This is a genomic window from Mycobacterium sp. GA-2829, from assembly GCF_001499965.1.
GTDB lineage: Bacteria > Actinomycetota > Actinomycetes > Mycobacteriales > Mycobacteriaceae > Mycobacterium.
Genome location: NZ_LQIT01000044.1, coordinates 1 through 14,621, shown reverse-complemented (window position 1 = coordinate 14,621; position 14,621 = coordinate 1). Strand labels below are relative to the sequence as shown.

Annotated in this window: 5 protein-coding genes and 1 pseudogene; 5 read left to right on the top strand and 1 reads right to left on the bottom strand. The window is 61.1% G+C overall.

Annotation, left to right across the window (positions count from 1 at the left end; all coding sequences use genetic code 11):
* The first annotated feature begins 547 nt into the window (after nt 1-547).
* The 5 genes from drmD to drmC are packed head-to-tail and all read left to right on the top strand — an operon-like array spanning nt 548 to nt 14,160.
* On the top strand, nt 548-3,715 hold the full coding sequence (drmD, locus tag AU194_RS23015; RefSeq protein ID WP_231743551.1) for a DISARM system SNF2-like helicase DrmD: 3,168 nt from the start codon (nt 548-550) through the stop codon (nt 3,713-3,715).
* The gene (locus tag AU194_RS23010; RefSeq protein WP_059091585.1) at nt 3,712-7,722 is read left to right on the top strand and encodes a DNA methyltransferase; all 4,011 of its coding nucleotides are present in this window, start codon (nt 3,712-3,714) and stop codon (nt 7,720-7,722) included. Before drmD ends, AU194_RS23010 begins: the two co-directional genes overlap by 4 nt.
* Nucleotides 7,719-11,381, top strand: coding sequence for a DISARM system helicase DrmA (gene drmA, locus AU194_RS23005; RefSeq protein WP_059091584.1), 3,663 nt, complete (start codon nt 7,719-7,721; stop codon nt 11,379-11,381). Before AU194_RS23010 ends, drmA begins: the two co-directional genes overlap by 4 nt.
* On the top strand, nt 11,378-13,447 hold the full coding sequence (gene drmB / locus AU194_RS23000) for a DUF1998 domain-containing protein (protein WP_059091583.1): 2,070 nt from the start codon (nt 11,378-11,380) through the stop codon (nt 13,445-13,447). The genes drmA and drmB overlap by 4 nt, the downstream gene beginning before the upstream one ends.
* Nucleotides 13,447-14,160, top strand: coding sequence for a DISARM system phospholipase D-like protein DrmC (gene drmC, locus AU194_RS22995; protein WP_231743550.1), 714 nt, complete (start codon nt 13,447-13,449; stop codon nt 14,158-14,160). Before drmB ends, drmC begins: the two co-directional genes overlap by 1 nt.
* Before the next feature lie 59 nt (nt 14,161-14,219).
* Here drmC and AU194_RS22990 read toward each other — a convergent pair.
* A pseudogene (locus tag AU194_RS22990) lies at nt 14,220-14,621 on the bottom strand (hypothetical protein); the annotation flags it as partial.

The window sequence follows — 14,621 nt, the reverse complement described above, 5'->3', positions numbered from 1 at the left end:
TCCTCGTAGGCTTAGCCGACGGAGGAGGGAAGTGTCCGCGCTTGGGTCGATTAAGTTCGCTGAAACGTCACGTCATCTGCTGGCCAGGTCTTTGAGGTCATCGAGCTGGCGGTAAATGCCTAGCTACCGGTTCCGGTGGTCCAATCTGCCCGTGTGGCTGCTCGACCCCCTTTGTCAAGCGCTCCTCGTCAACTACGAGAACCTCGACCGCGCAGAGGCGCTGAGGTCTGTCTACCGGGCGCGCCCTACAGATGACTTCATCAAGGAAGCATGGCCCGCACTTCGAGACGCGTGGTTGCCCCGGGACCGCCATTCGCGCACTCTTGTCGTGGATGCTCTGCGCGCACTCCGCGGCGATGAGGGTCGAATCACCAACCGCAAGGCTCAGATGGCGTATCTTCGCGGACTGCGGAACACGAAAAACCTCCGAGAGGTCGTCCGCGTAGCTTTCATCGCGTACGGGGAGACGCAGCGCTCTGCGGGTGCCAGGCAAGACTGCGCCGAGCACACAAGTCCCCGCAGCTCCCCCTCAGGCAACGGAGGATCCGTGACAACCAGTACTCAGGCGGCCTCGGACGACCACATCGGAGTTCCCGAGGTCGGCCAAATCGTCACCGTTCGCGGTTCCAATTGGGCAGTTACGGATGTCCAGCAGCAGAGTCTCCCTCGCAGCGCCCACGACGATGCGGTCCGGCAACTGCAGAACGCAGTGACACTCCAGTCGGTCGAGGATGACCGACTTGGCGACGAGCTACGCGTCGTCTGGGAACTCGAACCGGGACGGGGCCTCAAGCCGCCCCAGGACCTGCCAGTCCGAATCGACGCGAGCAGGTTCGACCCGCCCGAACGCCTGGCAGCATTCATCGACGCGCTGAGATGGGGTGCCGTCACGAGCGCCGACGTCAAGACAGTCCAGGCGCCCTTCCGTTCGGGCGCAAAGGTCGAGCCGTACCAATTGGAGCCGCTCCGACGAGCGCTGAGCGCACCTCGCGCCAACTTGCTTCTCGCCGACGACGTCGGTCTCGGCAAGACGATCGAAGCAGGAATGGTCATCCAAGAACTGTTGCTTCGCCACCGGGCACGCACGGTCATCATCGTCTGCCCCGCCGGTCTGTCCGTGAAGTGGCAGAACGAGATGCACGACAAGTTCGGCCTCGACTTCCGGATCGTCAACTCCGAAACGATGAAGGAAGTTCGTCGCACACACGGCGTCCACGCCAACCCGTTCACGCTGTTTCCGCGCATCATCGTGTCGATGGCGTGGCTTCCCGGCCCACGCGCGCAGCGCCAACTCCGCGACGCGCTGATCACCAAGTCACGTGGCGCAGGGTCGCGCTTCGCCTTTGACGTCCTCGTCGTCGACGAGGCTCACCACGTGGCTCCGGCAACGCCGACAAGAACGGACAAAGTCGGCCTGCGCAAGGGCTACGCCGTCGATTCTCAGCGCACCCGGGCCGTCCGCGACCTCGCTGAGCGCTCCGAACACCGGCTCTTCCTCTCGGCAACCCCGCACAACGGCTACACCGAGTCGTTCACTGCACTGCTGGAGATGATCGACCCGCAGCGCTTCGTCCGGGGCAAGTTCATGGACGAACAGGCACTTGAAGCCGTCGCCGTACGACGTCTCAAGAAGGACTTGCCCGGCCAATTCCGCGAACGGAAAGTCGAAAAGCTGCTCATCACGCCATCGGCAGACGAAGAAGCAGCATACGACCGGTTGATCGCTTTCACACAGCGCCGCGACGCTGCCGCCAAGGGCGACGACCGCGGCGCCAAGGACATGGCTACGCTGCTCCTGAAGAAGCGGTTCTTCTCGTCACCCGTGGCTTTCGCCCGAACTGTCGATGTATACAAGGACACCCGCCAGCGTGGCTTGGCTATCGACTTCGACGCGGAGTACGACGAAGTCCTTGGTGTCGATGCCGACGAGCTGGAAGAAGGGCGCGTCGAGCAGCCGGAAATTCAGACTCTTCAACAAACCAAGAATGCGCTACCGCCACTGACCGCCGCGGACAAGGACGACCTCGACTGGCTGAGCGATTGGGGACACAGCTACGAAGCACGCGCCGACTCGAAGCTCACGGCCCTCGTCGACTACCTCGAAGCCAACACCAAAGCCAACGGTGAATGGCTCAACGAACGAGTCGTCGTCTTCACCGAGTACGTCGATACGCTCGAATGGATCCACGGCATCCTCCGACAACGCGGTTACGAGGCGGACCGCGTCGCGGTGATCGACGGCTCTACGGACAGTGAACAACGCGAAGTCATCCGTGCCCGTTTCAACACCGACCCGCCTCGTGAGAAGCTGCGGATTCTGCTGGCGACGGACGCCGCCGGCGAAGGCATCGATCTGCAGGATTACTGCCACCGGCTCGTCAACTTCGACATCCCGTTCAACCCCAACCGGCTCGAGCAACGCATCGGCCGCATCGACCGTTATGGACAGACCCACGACCCGGAGATCCGCCATTTCGCGACCGATGACGAGCAGTCTCAACTCACAAGAGACGTCGACTTGCTGGCACGAGTCGCCAAGAAAGTCGCGCAGATCATGGCCGATCTCGGTTCGGCCAACGAGATCATCGCGCCAGACCTGCAACGCCAACTCGGCGGCATCGACGCAGCGCCGCGCAAGGGGAAGGCCGAGAAGAGTCCGATCGGGCAGATGCTTGCTGGCGGGCGGGATGTCGGCGCAGAGCTCACCAAGTTGGCGCAGGACATCGCTGAAAGTCGTGAAACGCTCCACTTGCGGCCGGCGAATTTGAAGCGGGTCGTCGACGTCGCGTTCGAGCTTGACCGGCTACCTACTATCGAGGAAGTCGGGTCGGACCGCACCGATGTTCCGGTCTTTCGCCTGCCCGCCCTCGGCAGCTCTTGGGAGCAGGTGACGCGCGGGCTCACGACGGCCCTGGACCGTGAAAATCTCCGACCGATCGCCTTCGATCCGGCCGTGCTCGCGGAAGATCCCGACGTGGTGTACATGCACCTCGGTAGCCCCCTACTGCAGCGCGCCACTCGCAGATTGCGGTCCGCTCTGTGGGGCGGCGAGCGATCGCTGGAACGGGTGACCGCAGTCGTCGTTCCTGGCCTGGAGGAGTCCTTCGCTGCGGCGGTCACGCGCTTGATCCTCATCGGGAAGGCGGGGCTTCGACTCCACGAAGAGGTGTTCCTTGCGGGTACACGGTTGGGCCGGCGGCAAGCGGTCGGCGAACACCGCGCCGAGGATTTGCTCGAGAAGGCCCTCGACGCAGAGCGCCTCGAGCCTGTCCCGGTGTCCATCGCCGAACAACTGGCGAGAGCGTGGGATGACGATAAGGATGACGGCCTCCGAGCGCGCGTGGCCAAGGCTGTTGCCGACCGGGTGGAACGTCGACAGAACGCGATCGCGGCGCAGCTGGAAGAGCGCCGGAAGGCGGATCGTGAGCGAGTCATCGCGACATTCGGACGATTTGGTGTGACGCTGAAATCGGCTCTAGCGGAAGCGGAGGCGATCGAATCCGAGCTCACGCTGTTCGATGATGAGCGCCGCCAAAGCGAACGGGACCTGCGTCAGATCCGGGCGCGCATGGAGGCTCTGGCTGATGAGCGTGACGAGGAGTTGGTGGCGGTGGACGCGCGTTATACCGATGTGCAGGCCCGAACGTTCCATGGTGCGGTGTTGTTCGCGTTGTCGCCGAGGGACATCGAGCGGGGGGAGGTGAGCATCCGATGAGGCGGTCCCGTCGGGGCACTGGTCCGGATTTCGGTTGGCTCGAGCAGTTCGACGTCGATGGCCCGTTTTTGTCGTTGCCTGTCGTCAAGGGGTTCTGGCCCAGTGGGGTTGATCGGTTGGGGGATGCCGATGACCGGTTGGTGCGGTTCAAGCAGGGCTTCACGGTCTGGCTGCGTGCCTATGACCAGCAATCGCTCGAGAAGCGGGATCAGTACGCAGCGACGGCGCGGGCCTGGATCGATACGGTGCTCGACGAGCTCGCCGGCTGGGACGGTCTTCGTATTGGCGCCGACGAGTTGCCTGCGGAGTTCGAGATCCATTCGCCGGGTGAGCAGGTACGGATTCGCGCGGACGGAGGGTTGCGGGGCCGGGAGAGCGGTGAGGTCGCGGCGTTGTTGCGGGTGGTCTCGCCGACCGAAGATTTACGTGGGCCTGGCTTGGATGGGTGGGCGGCGACCGAAATCGACCGGATGGCAGCACTTTTACGGCAAGCAGGGGTCCCGATCGGTCTGGTCACGGACGGCCGGTGGTGGGGTATCGTATGGGCCGAGGAAGGCACGGCCACCGGTTCGGGCATCGTTGACGCGGTCACCTGGGGTGAAGAACCGCTGCTGCGTGACGCGTTCCTGACGCTGATCGATCAGCAGCAACTACGGGCGAAGAATCCCGATCACAGGCTGGCGCGGCTGTTGCAGCGCAGCGAACTCGAGGCCGAGGAGATCACCGAGGCCCTCGGTACTCAGGTCCGTAAGTCGGTCGAGCTTCTGGTGCAAGCGTTCTCCGAGACACGACTGCTTGCCGCCGAGAATGGTGAGTCCGATCCGCTGACAGAGAAGCCCGATGACGTGTATCAAGCAGCGGTCACCGTGATGATGCGGGTGGTGTTCCTGCTGTTCGCGGAAGAACGGGGGATGCTGCCAACCGAGCGGTTGTATTGGGACTCCTACGCTATCCGTGAGCTTCTCGACGACCTCAAAGACCGGGCGTTGGCTCACGGTGAAGAACATCTCGACGAAACGCACGATGTGTGGCATCGGCTGTTGGCGGTCAGTGATGCGCTGTACTTCGGTGTGAACTACGACGAGATGCGCATGCCCGCCTACGGCGGCTCGCTGTTGGATCCGGCTCGGTTCCCGTGGCTGACCGCGACTGATCAACATGGTCTGCGGGTGCAGGTGTCGGATCGAGTGATGCTGCATGTGCTGCAGTCTGTGCAGGAGGCGAAGGTTCGCGGTGAGTCGCGTCGGATTTCGTTCCGCGACATCGATGTTGAACAGATCGGCTATATCTACGAAGGCTTGCTGGGATACACCTGCGCCACCGTTTCCGACGATGTCGTGGTTGGGCTGGTCGGCAAGGAGGGCGAGGAGCCGGAGATCACTCTCAGCCAGCTGAACGAGCTGCGCGAAAGCGCAGGCAGTACCAAGACTTTCGTCGACAAGTTGATCGAGTGGGTGAAGAAAGACCAACCCGCCGCGAGCATCAAGACGGCCGCCAAGCTTAAGAAGCTGACGGACGATCCGGTCGATGAGGCGGAATTGCGGCGTCTCCTCACACCGGTCGCAGGGCATGAGCCAGAGCTGCTGGTTGATCTGATTCGGTGGGGAAATCTCATCCGTCGCGACCTGCGAGGTATCCCGCTGGTTGTCCCGCCGGGTGGATTGGTGGTGATCGAGACTCCTTCGCGTCGCAACGCCGGAGCGCACTACACACCGCGGTCGCTGGCCGAGGAAGTTGTCAAGTATGCCCTCGAACCAGTGGTGTATGAGCCGGGCCCATTGCAGACCAACGATGTCGACGAGTGGAAACTGAAGTCCAGCACGGCAATTCTTGACCTGAAGGTCGCTGATATCGCCGCGGGCTCGGGAGCGTTCCTGGTCGCAGCGGCGAGATTCCTGGCCAAGCGCGTCACCGAAGCATGGACCGAGGAAGGGATGCTCAGCGACGCCGAAGTCGCCAATCCTATACTCGCCGAGGAGCGCGCAATCCGCGAGGTGGTGGCACGGTGCCTTTACGGTGCGGACATCAATTCAATGGCCGTCGAAATGTGCAAGCTCTCGCTGTGGTTGGTGTCGCTGGACAAGACGAAGCCATTCTCTTTTGTCGACGACAAGATCCTTTGCGGCAATTCACTGCTCGGAGTGACGACACTCGATCAACTGCGCCACCTTCACATCGATCCGAATAGGAAACGCAAGTTCCTACAGCCCTTTGTCGATGTCGATGCCGTTCTTGCGGAAGCTACTCGGTTGCGGCGTGAATTGGCCTCCCCGGTCGACGAGGACGATCCCCAACGGTCAATAGCAGGCAAGCTAAGGCTCCTCCGGCGAGCCGAGGAAGTCACCGCACAACTGCGGCTGATGGCCGACGGGATCATCGCAGCCGGCCTCGTCCTTGGAGGGAAACCAGGCGCCCAGCTCGAAGACGCCTACAAATCGCTGGAATGGGCACTGGCCGAGGCGTTCCCAAGTGATCGACCAACCGGTGACCGGGCGAAACTCGACGCCATCATCGCGAAAGGGCTAACCCCGACAGTCGAAACCGACTACGACCACTGGCAGCCCCTGCACTGGGCTATCGAAGTACCCGACGTCATGGAACGTGGCGGCTTCGACACCATCATTGGCAATCCGCCTTTTCTTGGCGGCCAGAAACTAACAGGTGCGTCCGGTACCAACGTGCGCGATTGGTTCGTCAACGTTATCGCTGAAGGCACTCGAGGAAGTGCCGATCTAGTCGCGTACTTCTTCTTACGAGCCTATGCAATCCTGCGCGATTTGGGTACGCTCGGTCTTATCGCCACAAATACGTTGGCGCAGGGTGATACACGCGAAGTCGGGCTTGATCGAATGGTGGCTTCGGGCTTCACGATCGTAAGAGCGATTCAGAGTCGGACGTGGCCAGCATCAACCGTGAACCTAGAGTTCGCGGCAGTCTGGGGTACGAAGGCCGACGTACCCGCTGATGTTTCTCGGGTTAGCGACGAAGTTGCTGTGAATCGAATCTCGACGCTCCTAGAACCGGTGGGTCGCGAAGATGGAAAGCCGCTCCGCTTGGAGGAGAATGCCGGCATTGCGTATCAAGGCTGCATACCGTTGGGTAGAGGCTTTCTACTTTCGCCCACCGAGGCGCATGAGTGGATCAACATGGATTCGGCGAATGCCGAGGTACTCTTCCCCTACCTCACTGGAGAAGACCTCAACGGTCGGCCGGATCTCTCTGGGTCCAGGTGGATTATCGACTTCAACGACCGCAGTGAAGGCGAAGCGCAGAGGTACCGAGCCCCTTTCGCTCGCTTAGAGCGGGAAGTCAAACCGGAACGAGCAAAAAACGCTAGAGCCGCCCGCCGTGACCGATGGTGGCAATTCGCAGAGCGGGCGACCGGGCTACGAACGGCGGTCAGGCACCTTGAGCACGTGCTAGCTATCGCGCAGGTGAGCAAAACACTCATGCCAGTGAGGGTTCCCACAGGGCAAGTCTTCAGCATGATGCTCGTTGTGTTCGCAACGGACTGCTATGGAGTCCAAGCAGTTCTCTCATCCGGGCTTCATCAAGCCTGGGCAATCAAGTATGGCTCTGCTATGCGTAGCGATCCACGCTATACACCGTCCGATGTTCTAGAGACCTTTCCGCTGCCGCAAAACACTGACCGCCTTCACGCTGTGGGTGAAGTGCTCGACACGAGGCGCCGCGAAATCATGTGTCGGAGGAAGCTTGGGCTGACCGCTCTATACAGCCTTGTCAATAACCCAGACGTAGTCAACGATCCTGACGTTGCGGAGATCCGCGAAAATCACATTGAGGTCGATGCAGCCGCCATCGCAGCGTACGGATGGGATGATGTTCAGCTTGGCCATGGTTTTCATACTTATCGACAGATGGAACGGTTCACAATCTCGCCGTCCGCACGTGTGGAAATACTCGACCGGCTGCTAGAAGAAAACCATCGCCGCGCAGGCGTCCTGAGCGGGCACGTGTCCGGGAGACAGGAAGAATTGTTCTCATGACCGTAACCCCCTCTACCGTTGTTCGTTTTGAACTGCTGTCGCTGATAGAGAGGGAGCTTCTCGGGCCGCGAAACGCACCGGAAGAGGAGATACTCCGAACTCCGCGCGACGCTTATGCCGTCGGAGCTCTTGCCCCAGTGACAATTGACCCCTCGATCAAGCCATCGGCGGAAGCAGAGTCCTCAGACCCGAAGGAAAGTGGCATCGCGATCACCGATGCCGATGTAGAGCATGCGGATCAGCGCGGTGTGCTGGTAACCACGGACGAGGAACCGGGCGATGCCCGAGAGGAGGAGGAACGTGACGAAGGCCCCAAAGGGGCTCTGACGCATCCGTCTTCGATGGGTTTGCGATTTCAGGTGCCCGTTGACTGCGGTCTACTCGCCGTCAGGGCATCATGGGGGCGGTATGAAACCTTTCGGCGAGAAGACAAAGACGGTCGAAAGGTTCAATGGTCACGTCGGACCCCCGTTGAGAAGACCTCTGAGATTGACGTCCGTGGTTATATCAGCCACACTTCGCTGCCGCCAATTGAACTTGACGACTTCGTTTCGTTGCGAGTCGAACTATTTCCTTTTGCCGACCGGATAATCGTCGAAGTGGCACTGTCGAACGACAAAGTCACAGATATGAACGCACCGCCCGCCGACTGGCTCTTCCAGACGAAGCTCAGAGTTGAGGCGAACAGCGGTGAACCCGTCTTCCTGCCTACTCGTGATGTGTTGCAGTCGGGTTACGACGAAACCGAAGAAGAGCGACAGCGCCTCGATCTTCAGTATCGGCACCGCCTTGAATTCGCGGTTGGCCGAACTACATCTGTCACTTGGGATGAGCCGACGGATGCCGACGGCAACGGTGTTCGCCGTGCTGTCAGCGTCGAGACTACATGGCTTCCGACGGCCGACGTCCCGCAAACCAGACCTGGATCAGCAGGTACGGCAATCACCTCAATGCGTGAGTTGGCAGAGCTCCCGTCGGAACAGGTAGTCGATGCGTTCGCGCCGCTGATCGACGGGTATAACGCCTGGCTGGATCAGCAGCGCGCGATCGCCGAACAGCTTCCTGAGCATCTCCAGGACACAGCGGCGAACGCTATCGCGGAAGCAGAGCTCGCGGCTGCTCGTTTGCGCGAAGGCGTGGACTATCTGAGTTCCCAGCCCCAAGCGATGCAAGCCTTCCGATTCATGAATCGAGCGATGCGCGATCAGCGCATTCGCAGCCAGGTCGCCATGCGACGTGCCGCCGATGATTCCCAGACTATCGACGATGCGCTGAGCGTGATTGAGGCCAAAGGTGATTCGGCAGCTTCTTGGCGACCATTCCAGCTCGCATTCATCCTTCTGCAGATACCAGCCCTGACGAATCCGGCACATCCATTCCGCAGTGGTGACGCCGCCAACGTGGAGCTGCTGTTCTTCCCGACTGGCGGCGGTAAGACGGAGGCATACCTTGGCCTCGCCGCCTACACATTTGCGATCCGTCGCTTGCAGGGCAAGATCGACACCGACGATGGTGTTCTCGATGGTGGCGACGGCGTCGCTGTCCTCATGCGGTACACCCTGCGGTTGCTCACATCTCAGCAGTTTCAGCGCGCGACCGCGCTCGTTTGCGCGGCAGAGCTCATTCGACAGGAGGACCCGATAACCTGGGGTGAGAAGCCCTTCACCATCGGACTCTGGGTCGGGGCCGCAGTGAGCCCCAAGCGCTTCGATGATGCGAAAACGCAAGTCGAAGAGGTGAAATCCGGGAATAGCAAGCCATTCGGTTTGACGGTCTTGCAGCTGCAGCGGTGCCCCTGGTGCGGCACCAAGATCGATTCGAAGCGAGACCTTCACGTCGACCGGACTGCCGAGCGCATCGAGGTCTATTGCGGAGAGCGCCGTGGCGAATGCCCGTTCAGCAGCGAGGGCGATGCTGATGGCCCACTACCGATCCTCACCGTTGATGACGAAATTTACCGGCATCCACCCACATTCCTACTCGCTACAGTCGACAAATTCGCGCGGCTGGCGCGCGAAGGAGAGGCCGCGAGCCTGTTCGGGTACGTGAACGAATACTGCCCCCGCCACGGGTACCGGCATCCCGACAGCCGCGGCCTGTGCGGCAAGGGCGCGTCGCACAATGCCGTCAAAGGTGGTCGTCGCGACTATCCGAAGGTCGCAGTGCAACGCGTTGACCGACTGCGCCCACCGGATTTGATCATCCAAGACGAGCTCCACCTCATCACAGGCGCTTTGGGAACGTCAGTCGGTGTCTTCGAGAACGCCATCGACGTGTTGTGCTCGTACCGGCGTGACGGCACGATGGTTCGTCCATTGATCGTGGCGTCTACCGCCACCGTCCGCAACGCCGAGCAGCAAGTACAGGCGCTCTACGGGCGGGGCGTCGACATGTTCCCGCCCCAAGTCCTCGACGTTCGGGACACCTACTTCTCGAAAGAAGTGCCAGTCACCGACGACGCGCCCGGGCGCAAGTACCTCGGCGTGTGTGCACACGGAATCAGATTGACTCTGGCGGAGATTCGGATCGCCGAGGTGCTACTGCTCGCGGGACAGAAGCTGCTCGACGAGGCCGGTGAGGCGGCTGACCCGTACATGACAACCGTCGCATACTTCTCGGCCACTCGAGAGCTCGCAGGTATGCGCCGCTACCTCGATGATGACGTCACAACCCGCGTCACCGGCAACACGGAGCCATTTCCGCGTCGTACCAACGATTTCGAGCGGCTCGAAATCGGCGAGTTGACCTCGCGGATTTCCTCAGAGGACATCTCGGTGAACCTCGACAAACTGTCGCTGCCGTTCACTCAGCGATGGAGTACGCAGGGACGCCAGAAGTTTTTCAAGGACCGGGATGCTGCCCGCCAGGCAGGTAAACCGGAACCCGACTGGGGGACCAAGCCATTCGACTTCGTTCTCGCAACGTCGATGCTGCAAGTGGGAGTCGACGTTCCCAGGCTTGGACTCATGCTCGTCGTCGGCCAGCCGAAGAACACGGCCGAATACATCCAGGCGTCATCCCGCGTCGGCCGCGACCCGTCGAAGCCCGGCCTCGTGGTTTCGCTGGCCAACTGGTCGAGGCCACGTGACATGGCACATTTCGAGCAGTTCCGCCACTACCATGAGACCTTCTACGCGCAGGTCGAGGCATTGAGCGTCACTCCTTATTCGGATACGGCGATGGAGCGGGGTCTCATGGGTGTGCTCGTCAGCGTTGCTCGGGTGACCCAGGCACGCACGGCTGCGGGCCTCTCTCCCGAAGCCGGCGCCGGCGAGATTCTCAAATCCATGGGCAAGGTGGCTGAGCTCATCGAACAGATCACAGCGCGAGCGCTGCCGGCCGTCGAGGACGCTGCCGCCGCGGAACGATTGCGGCTGAAACTGATTCAACGCCAGGACCGCTGGCACGACAAGGCTGAGGAAACTCAAGGCGCATTGGTTTATGAGCGTGTGCCAAAGAACGCCACAGCGTGGCCTTTGTTGATCAGCCCGGAATCATCGCTGCTGAAACCGGCGGATCAAGTGTTCGTTGTCGCAAATTCGATGCGAGAGGTACAGCCGGAACTGAACCTGTTGGTCAGCCCTACGGTGGACAATCTCGCGTGCAAAGAGAAGCCCAATTACCCCAAGTGGAACATTCCAGCCGAGAGTAAGAAGTGACCGAATCCCTCGCCGACGCCGGCATACTCCAGGACGCCGACCCCATCGTGGTGGGTGCAGAGACCCTCGACCCCATCGCCGATATCGAAGCCAAGACCTCGAAGAACTTCGCGCGTGTTGGATCGATACGGCCATCCGCGATGCTCTACACCAACGGCATCGGAGCTACGGTCGACCTTCCGCATTTCGCAGTGATGCCGTCAGGGCTCGATGCGTGGGAGCGGGTGTACGCGCGTAGACCCGGCGGAGCGGAGACAATCGTCGAACCTCGGCTGCTCGAGCTCACCCGGGGACACCTTGGCAGCCAAGTAGCGGAGCTCCGCAAGCCGCCGTGGGCGCCAGAAGAGAAGGGATGGGCGGCCGGGTCTGCGATCGATCTGGGGATTCCTTGCCGCATCTTTCCGCAATGGCTGAGGTGCACGGGGTGCGGCCTGCTGGCGCCGGTGTCGCACAATCGATTCGTCTATCGCAATGTCGTGAGATACCGACCGGACCGCGCCGAGTTTCAACACGAGAACTGCAAGGGCTTCGAGGGGAAGAAGAAGGCGTTCAGGGCGGTCGCGCTTCCGGCGCGCTACATGATCGCATGCGTGAACGGTCACCTCGATGAGTTCCCATACGACGCGTGGGTGCACCGCGGCGGGTCGTGTCGCTCAGGCAGCAAGTTCCCTGAACTCCGGATGCGGGAATGGAAGAGCAACATCGGTCCCGATGTGCAGATCCATTGCCTTACTTGTCAACAGAGCCGAGGCATGCTCGAGGCCGTCGGACCGAAAGCAGCCGATAAGCTCCCCATGTGCCGAGGTCGGCATCCACACCTTGACGCGTTCTACAAGTGTGGCCAGCGAGGGCGTCTGCTGATGCTTGGAGCGGCCAACCAGTGGTTTGCGTCCACGCTCGGGTTGCTCGCCTTGCCTCGCGAAGAGGTCAAATCAGTCACGGACCTCGCTGTGCTATTGCGGATGTTGCCGAAAGCCGATCTCGACGACCTAGACGGTGTCGCCGAGATGAAGGTGTTTCGAAAGATGGCGGCAATGGCATTGAAGACCGACGAGTTCGACGATGTCGCTGGTGAAAGTCTCTGGGAAGCAGTGCAGATTGCGCGGGGGAGTGTAATTCCGAAGGCCGCGGATTCATCTGGACAGCAGACAGATCCTCGTACGATTCTTGCGCCTGAGTGGGCTTTGCTGACAGACGAACCGAAGTACACACAAATGAGCGGCTCGCGTGACTTCCGGGCAGTACGCCGCGAAGTGCCCCAGATATTGCAGCCAGTGGTTTCGGCGGTCGTTGCGGTAGAGAAGTTGAAGAAGGTGAACGCCTTCATCGGTTTCACGAGGATCGACGCTCTCGATCGCATCGACGATGCGGCTGCCCGTGTTGCACCGCTCTGCGCCAACGGCAAGCCGACGTGGGTGCCTGCCACGGAAGACAGGGGAGAAGGGATCTTCCTACAGTTCGATGAGTCAGTCATCGCTTCATGGGAGCAGCAGGTGCTTGCTCTGCCTGTGTGGGACGCCTTCCGCCAAGCGCATCGTTTGAACTTCCTACGCCGCACGAGTAAGACGGCCGGCGACATCGATCCGGATTCACGGTTCCCGGCTCCGCGCTACTGGGCAATCCATACGTTGTCGCATCTACTCATCCGCCAGGCGGCGATGTCGAGCGGGTATGGCAGCGCCAGCCTGACCGAGCGAATCTATGCCTGGCCGGCGGACGAGGAGCACCCGGCTGCGGCCGGGTTGTTGATCAGTACGACTGCCTCCGATGGTGAAGGTACTTTGGGAGGCCTGGTCGAACTCGCCAAGCCGGCCAAGCTGGAACGTCTGTTCTCGGATGCGATCCGTCGCGGACAAAGATGCTCGTCCGATCCGATCTGTTCTCATCGCTCGCCCAAGGGCAAGGAGGAGTTCCTCCACGGCGCCGCATGCCATTTCTGCCTCTTCCTCAGCGAGACGAGTTGCGAGCGGACGAACCGCTTCCTTGACCGGCGCCTCCTGCTCGGCCTGATGACCGATCCGGATGTCCGAACACCGGCTCTGCTTGAAGGGCTTCCGCTTCTCTGATGAGTTCCCCGGAGGTCGCTCGACTAGGTGAGTTGCTGAGTGCTGACGAAGCCAGGTCGATCGCCGCGGCTCTTCGTCAACTCAAGCTGCCTCACCTCGCGGCCAAGCGGGCGTATCCCGCCCACCGGTGGGAAGTGCAGCGGCTGTTGCGGCAGTTGCTCTGCGGGGACAGTGACTTACTCCGCGTGGCGGCAGTGCTTGACGGAATCGCGGCGGTGCCGCAGGTGGAGCGTCCAGTAGCGGTATGGACCTCACCCTCGGTCCCTGGCTCTGGCGGACACACGACTCTTGCGGCGCTCGACATGATCAACAGTGCGACGGCGTTCATCTACGCGGCGACTTACTCCGCGGGCAAGAAATCCCCCCACCTGCTGGCCCTCCGTCATGCAATCGACCGCGGAGTCATGGTGACTGTCGTAGTCGACGTCAAAGAACGCGCTGAGCAGGCTGAAATGATTTGCAATGTGCTTGCTGGTGCACGCATTTGGAGGCTGGCTGAACCGGAGGACGGCGAGTGGGCGATCCAACATTCGAAGCTGATTGCTGTCGACGACACTGCCGTCTTGGTGACCAGTGCCAACTTCTCGACCGCGGGGGCCAAACGCAGTTTGGAGTGTGGAATCCTCAGCAGGGATTCGCTGGTGGCCGCCAGTGTGCGCGAGCATTTGCAGAACCTACACAAGCACGGGGTCCTTATCGATCTAGCCCGGTAAGAAGTGTTGACGGAGTGATCCGGCTTCAACGACGCCGCTGGGAGAACGCGCCCGGGCGGCTACACGGCCGCAAAGCTGGAATCGTACAAGTGCGCGGTTCGCATGATCATCTTGTCGTAGTGGAAGTCGTTGTCCGGTTGGGGTGCAGGCGGTCCGGCAACGATGTGCATTGGTGAGCCGTCATTCTGCAATTCGACGACCATGATGCCGAACGCGTCGAAGCCAGACTGAGCTGTCTGCGGGCCGGGCCGTCGGTTGATCTCTCGGAGCTTTTCGATGACCTTCACTGTGTCGGCTGGTTGCTTGTGCCGGTTGTAGTGGACTTCAGAGCCTGACTGGTTGATCGGGCTGACGAATCGCTCGGCGTTATTCACCATTGCGAAGTGTCCGTGGCCATGAAAAAGTACCCACTGGTGGCCAGGTCGAGGTATCCGTTTTTGGCCAAGTAAAAGTATCCACCC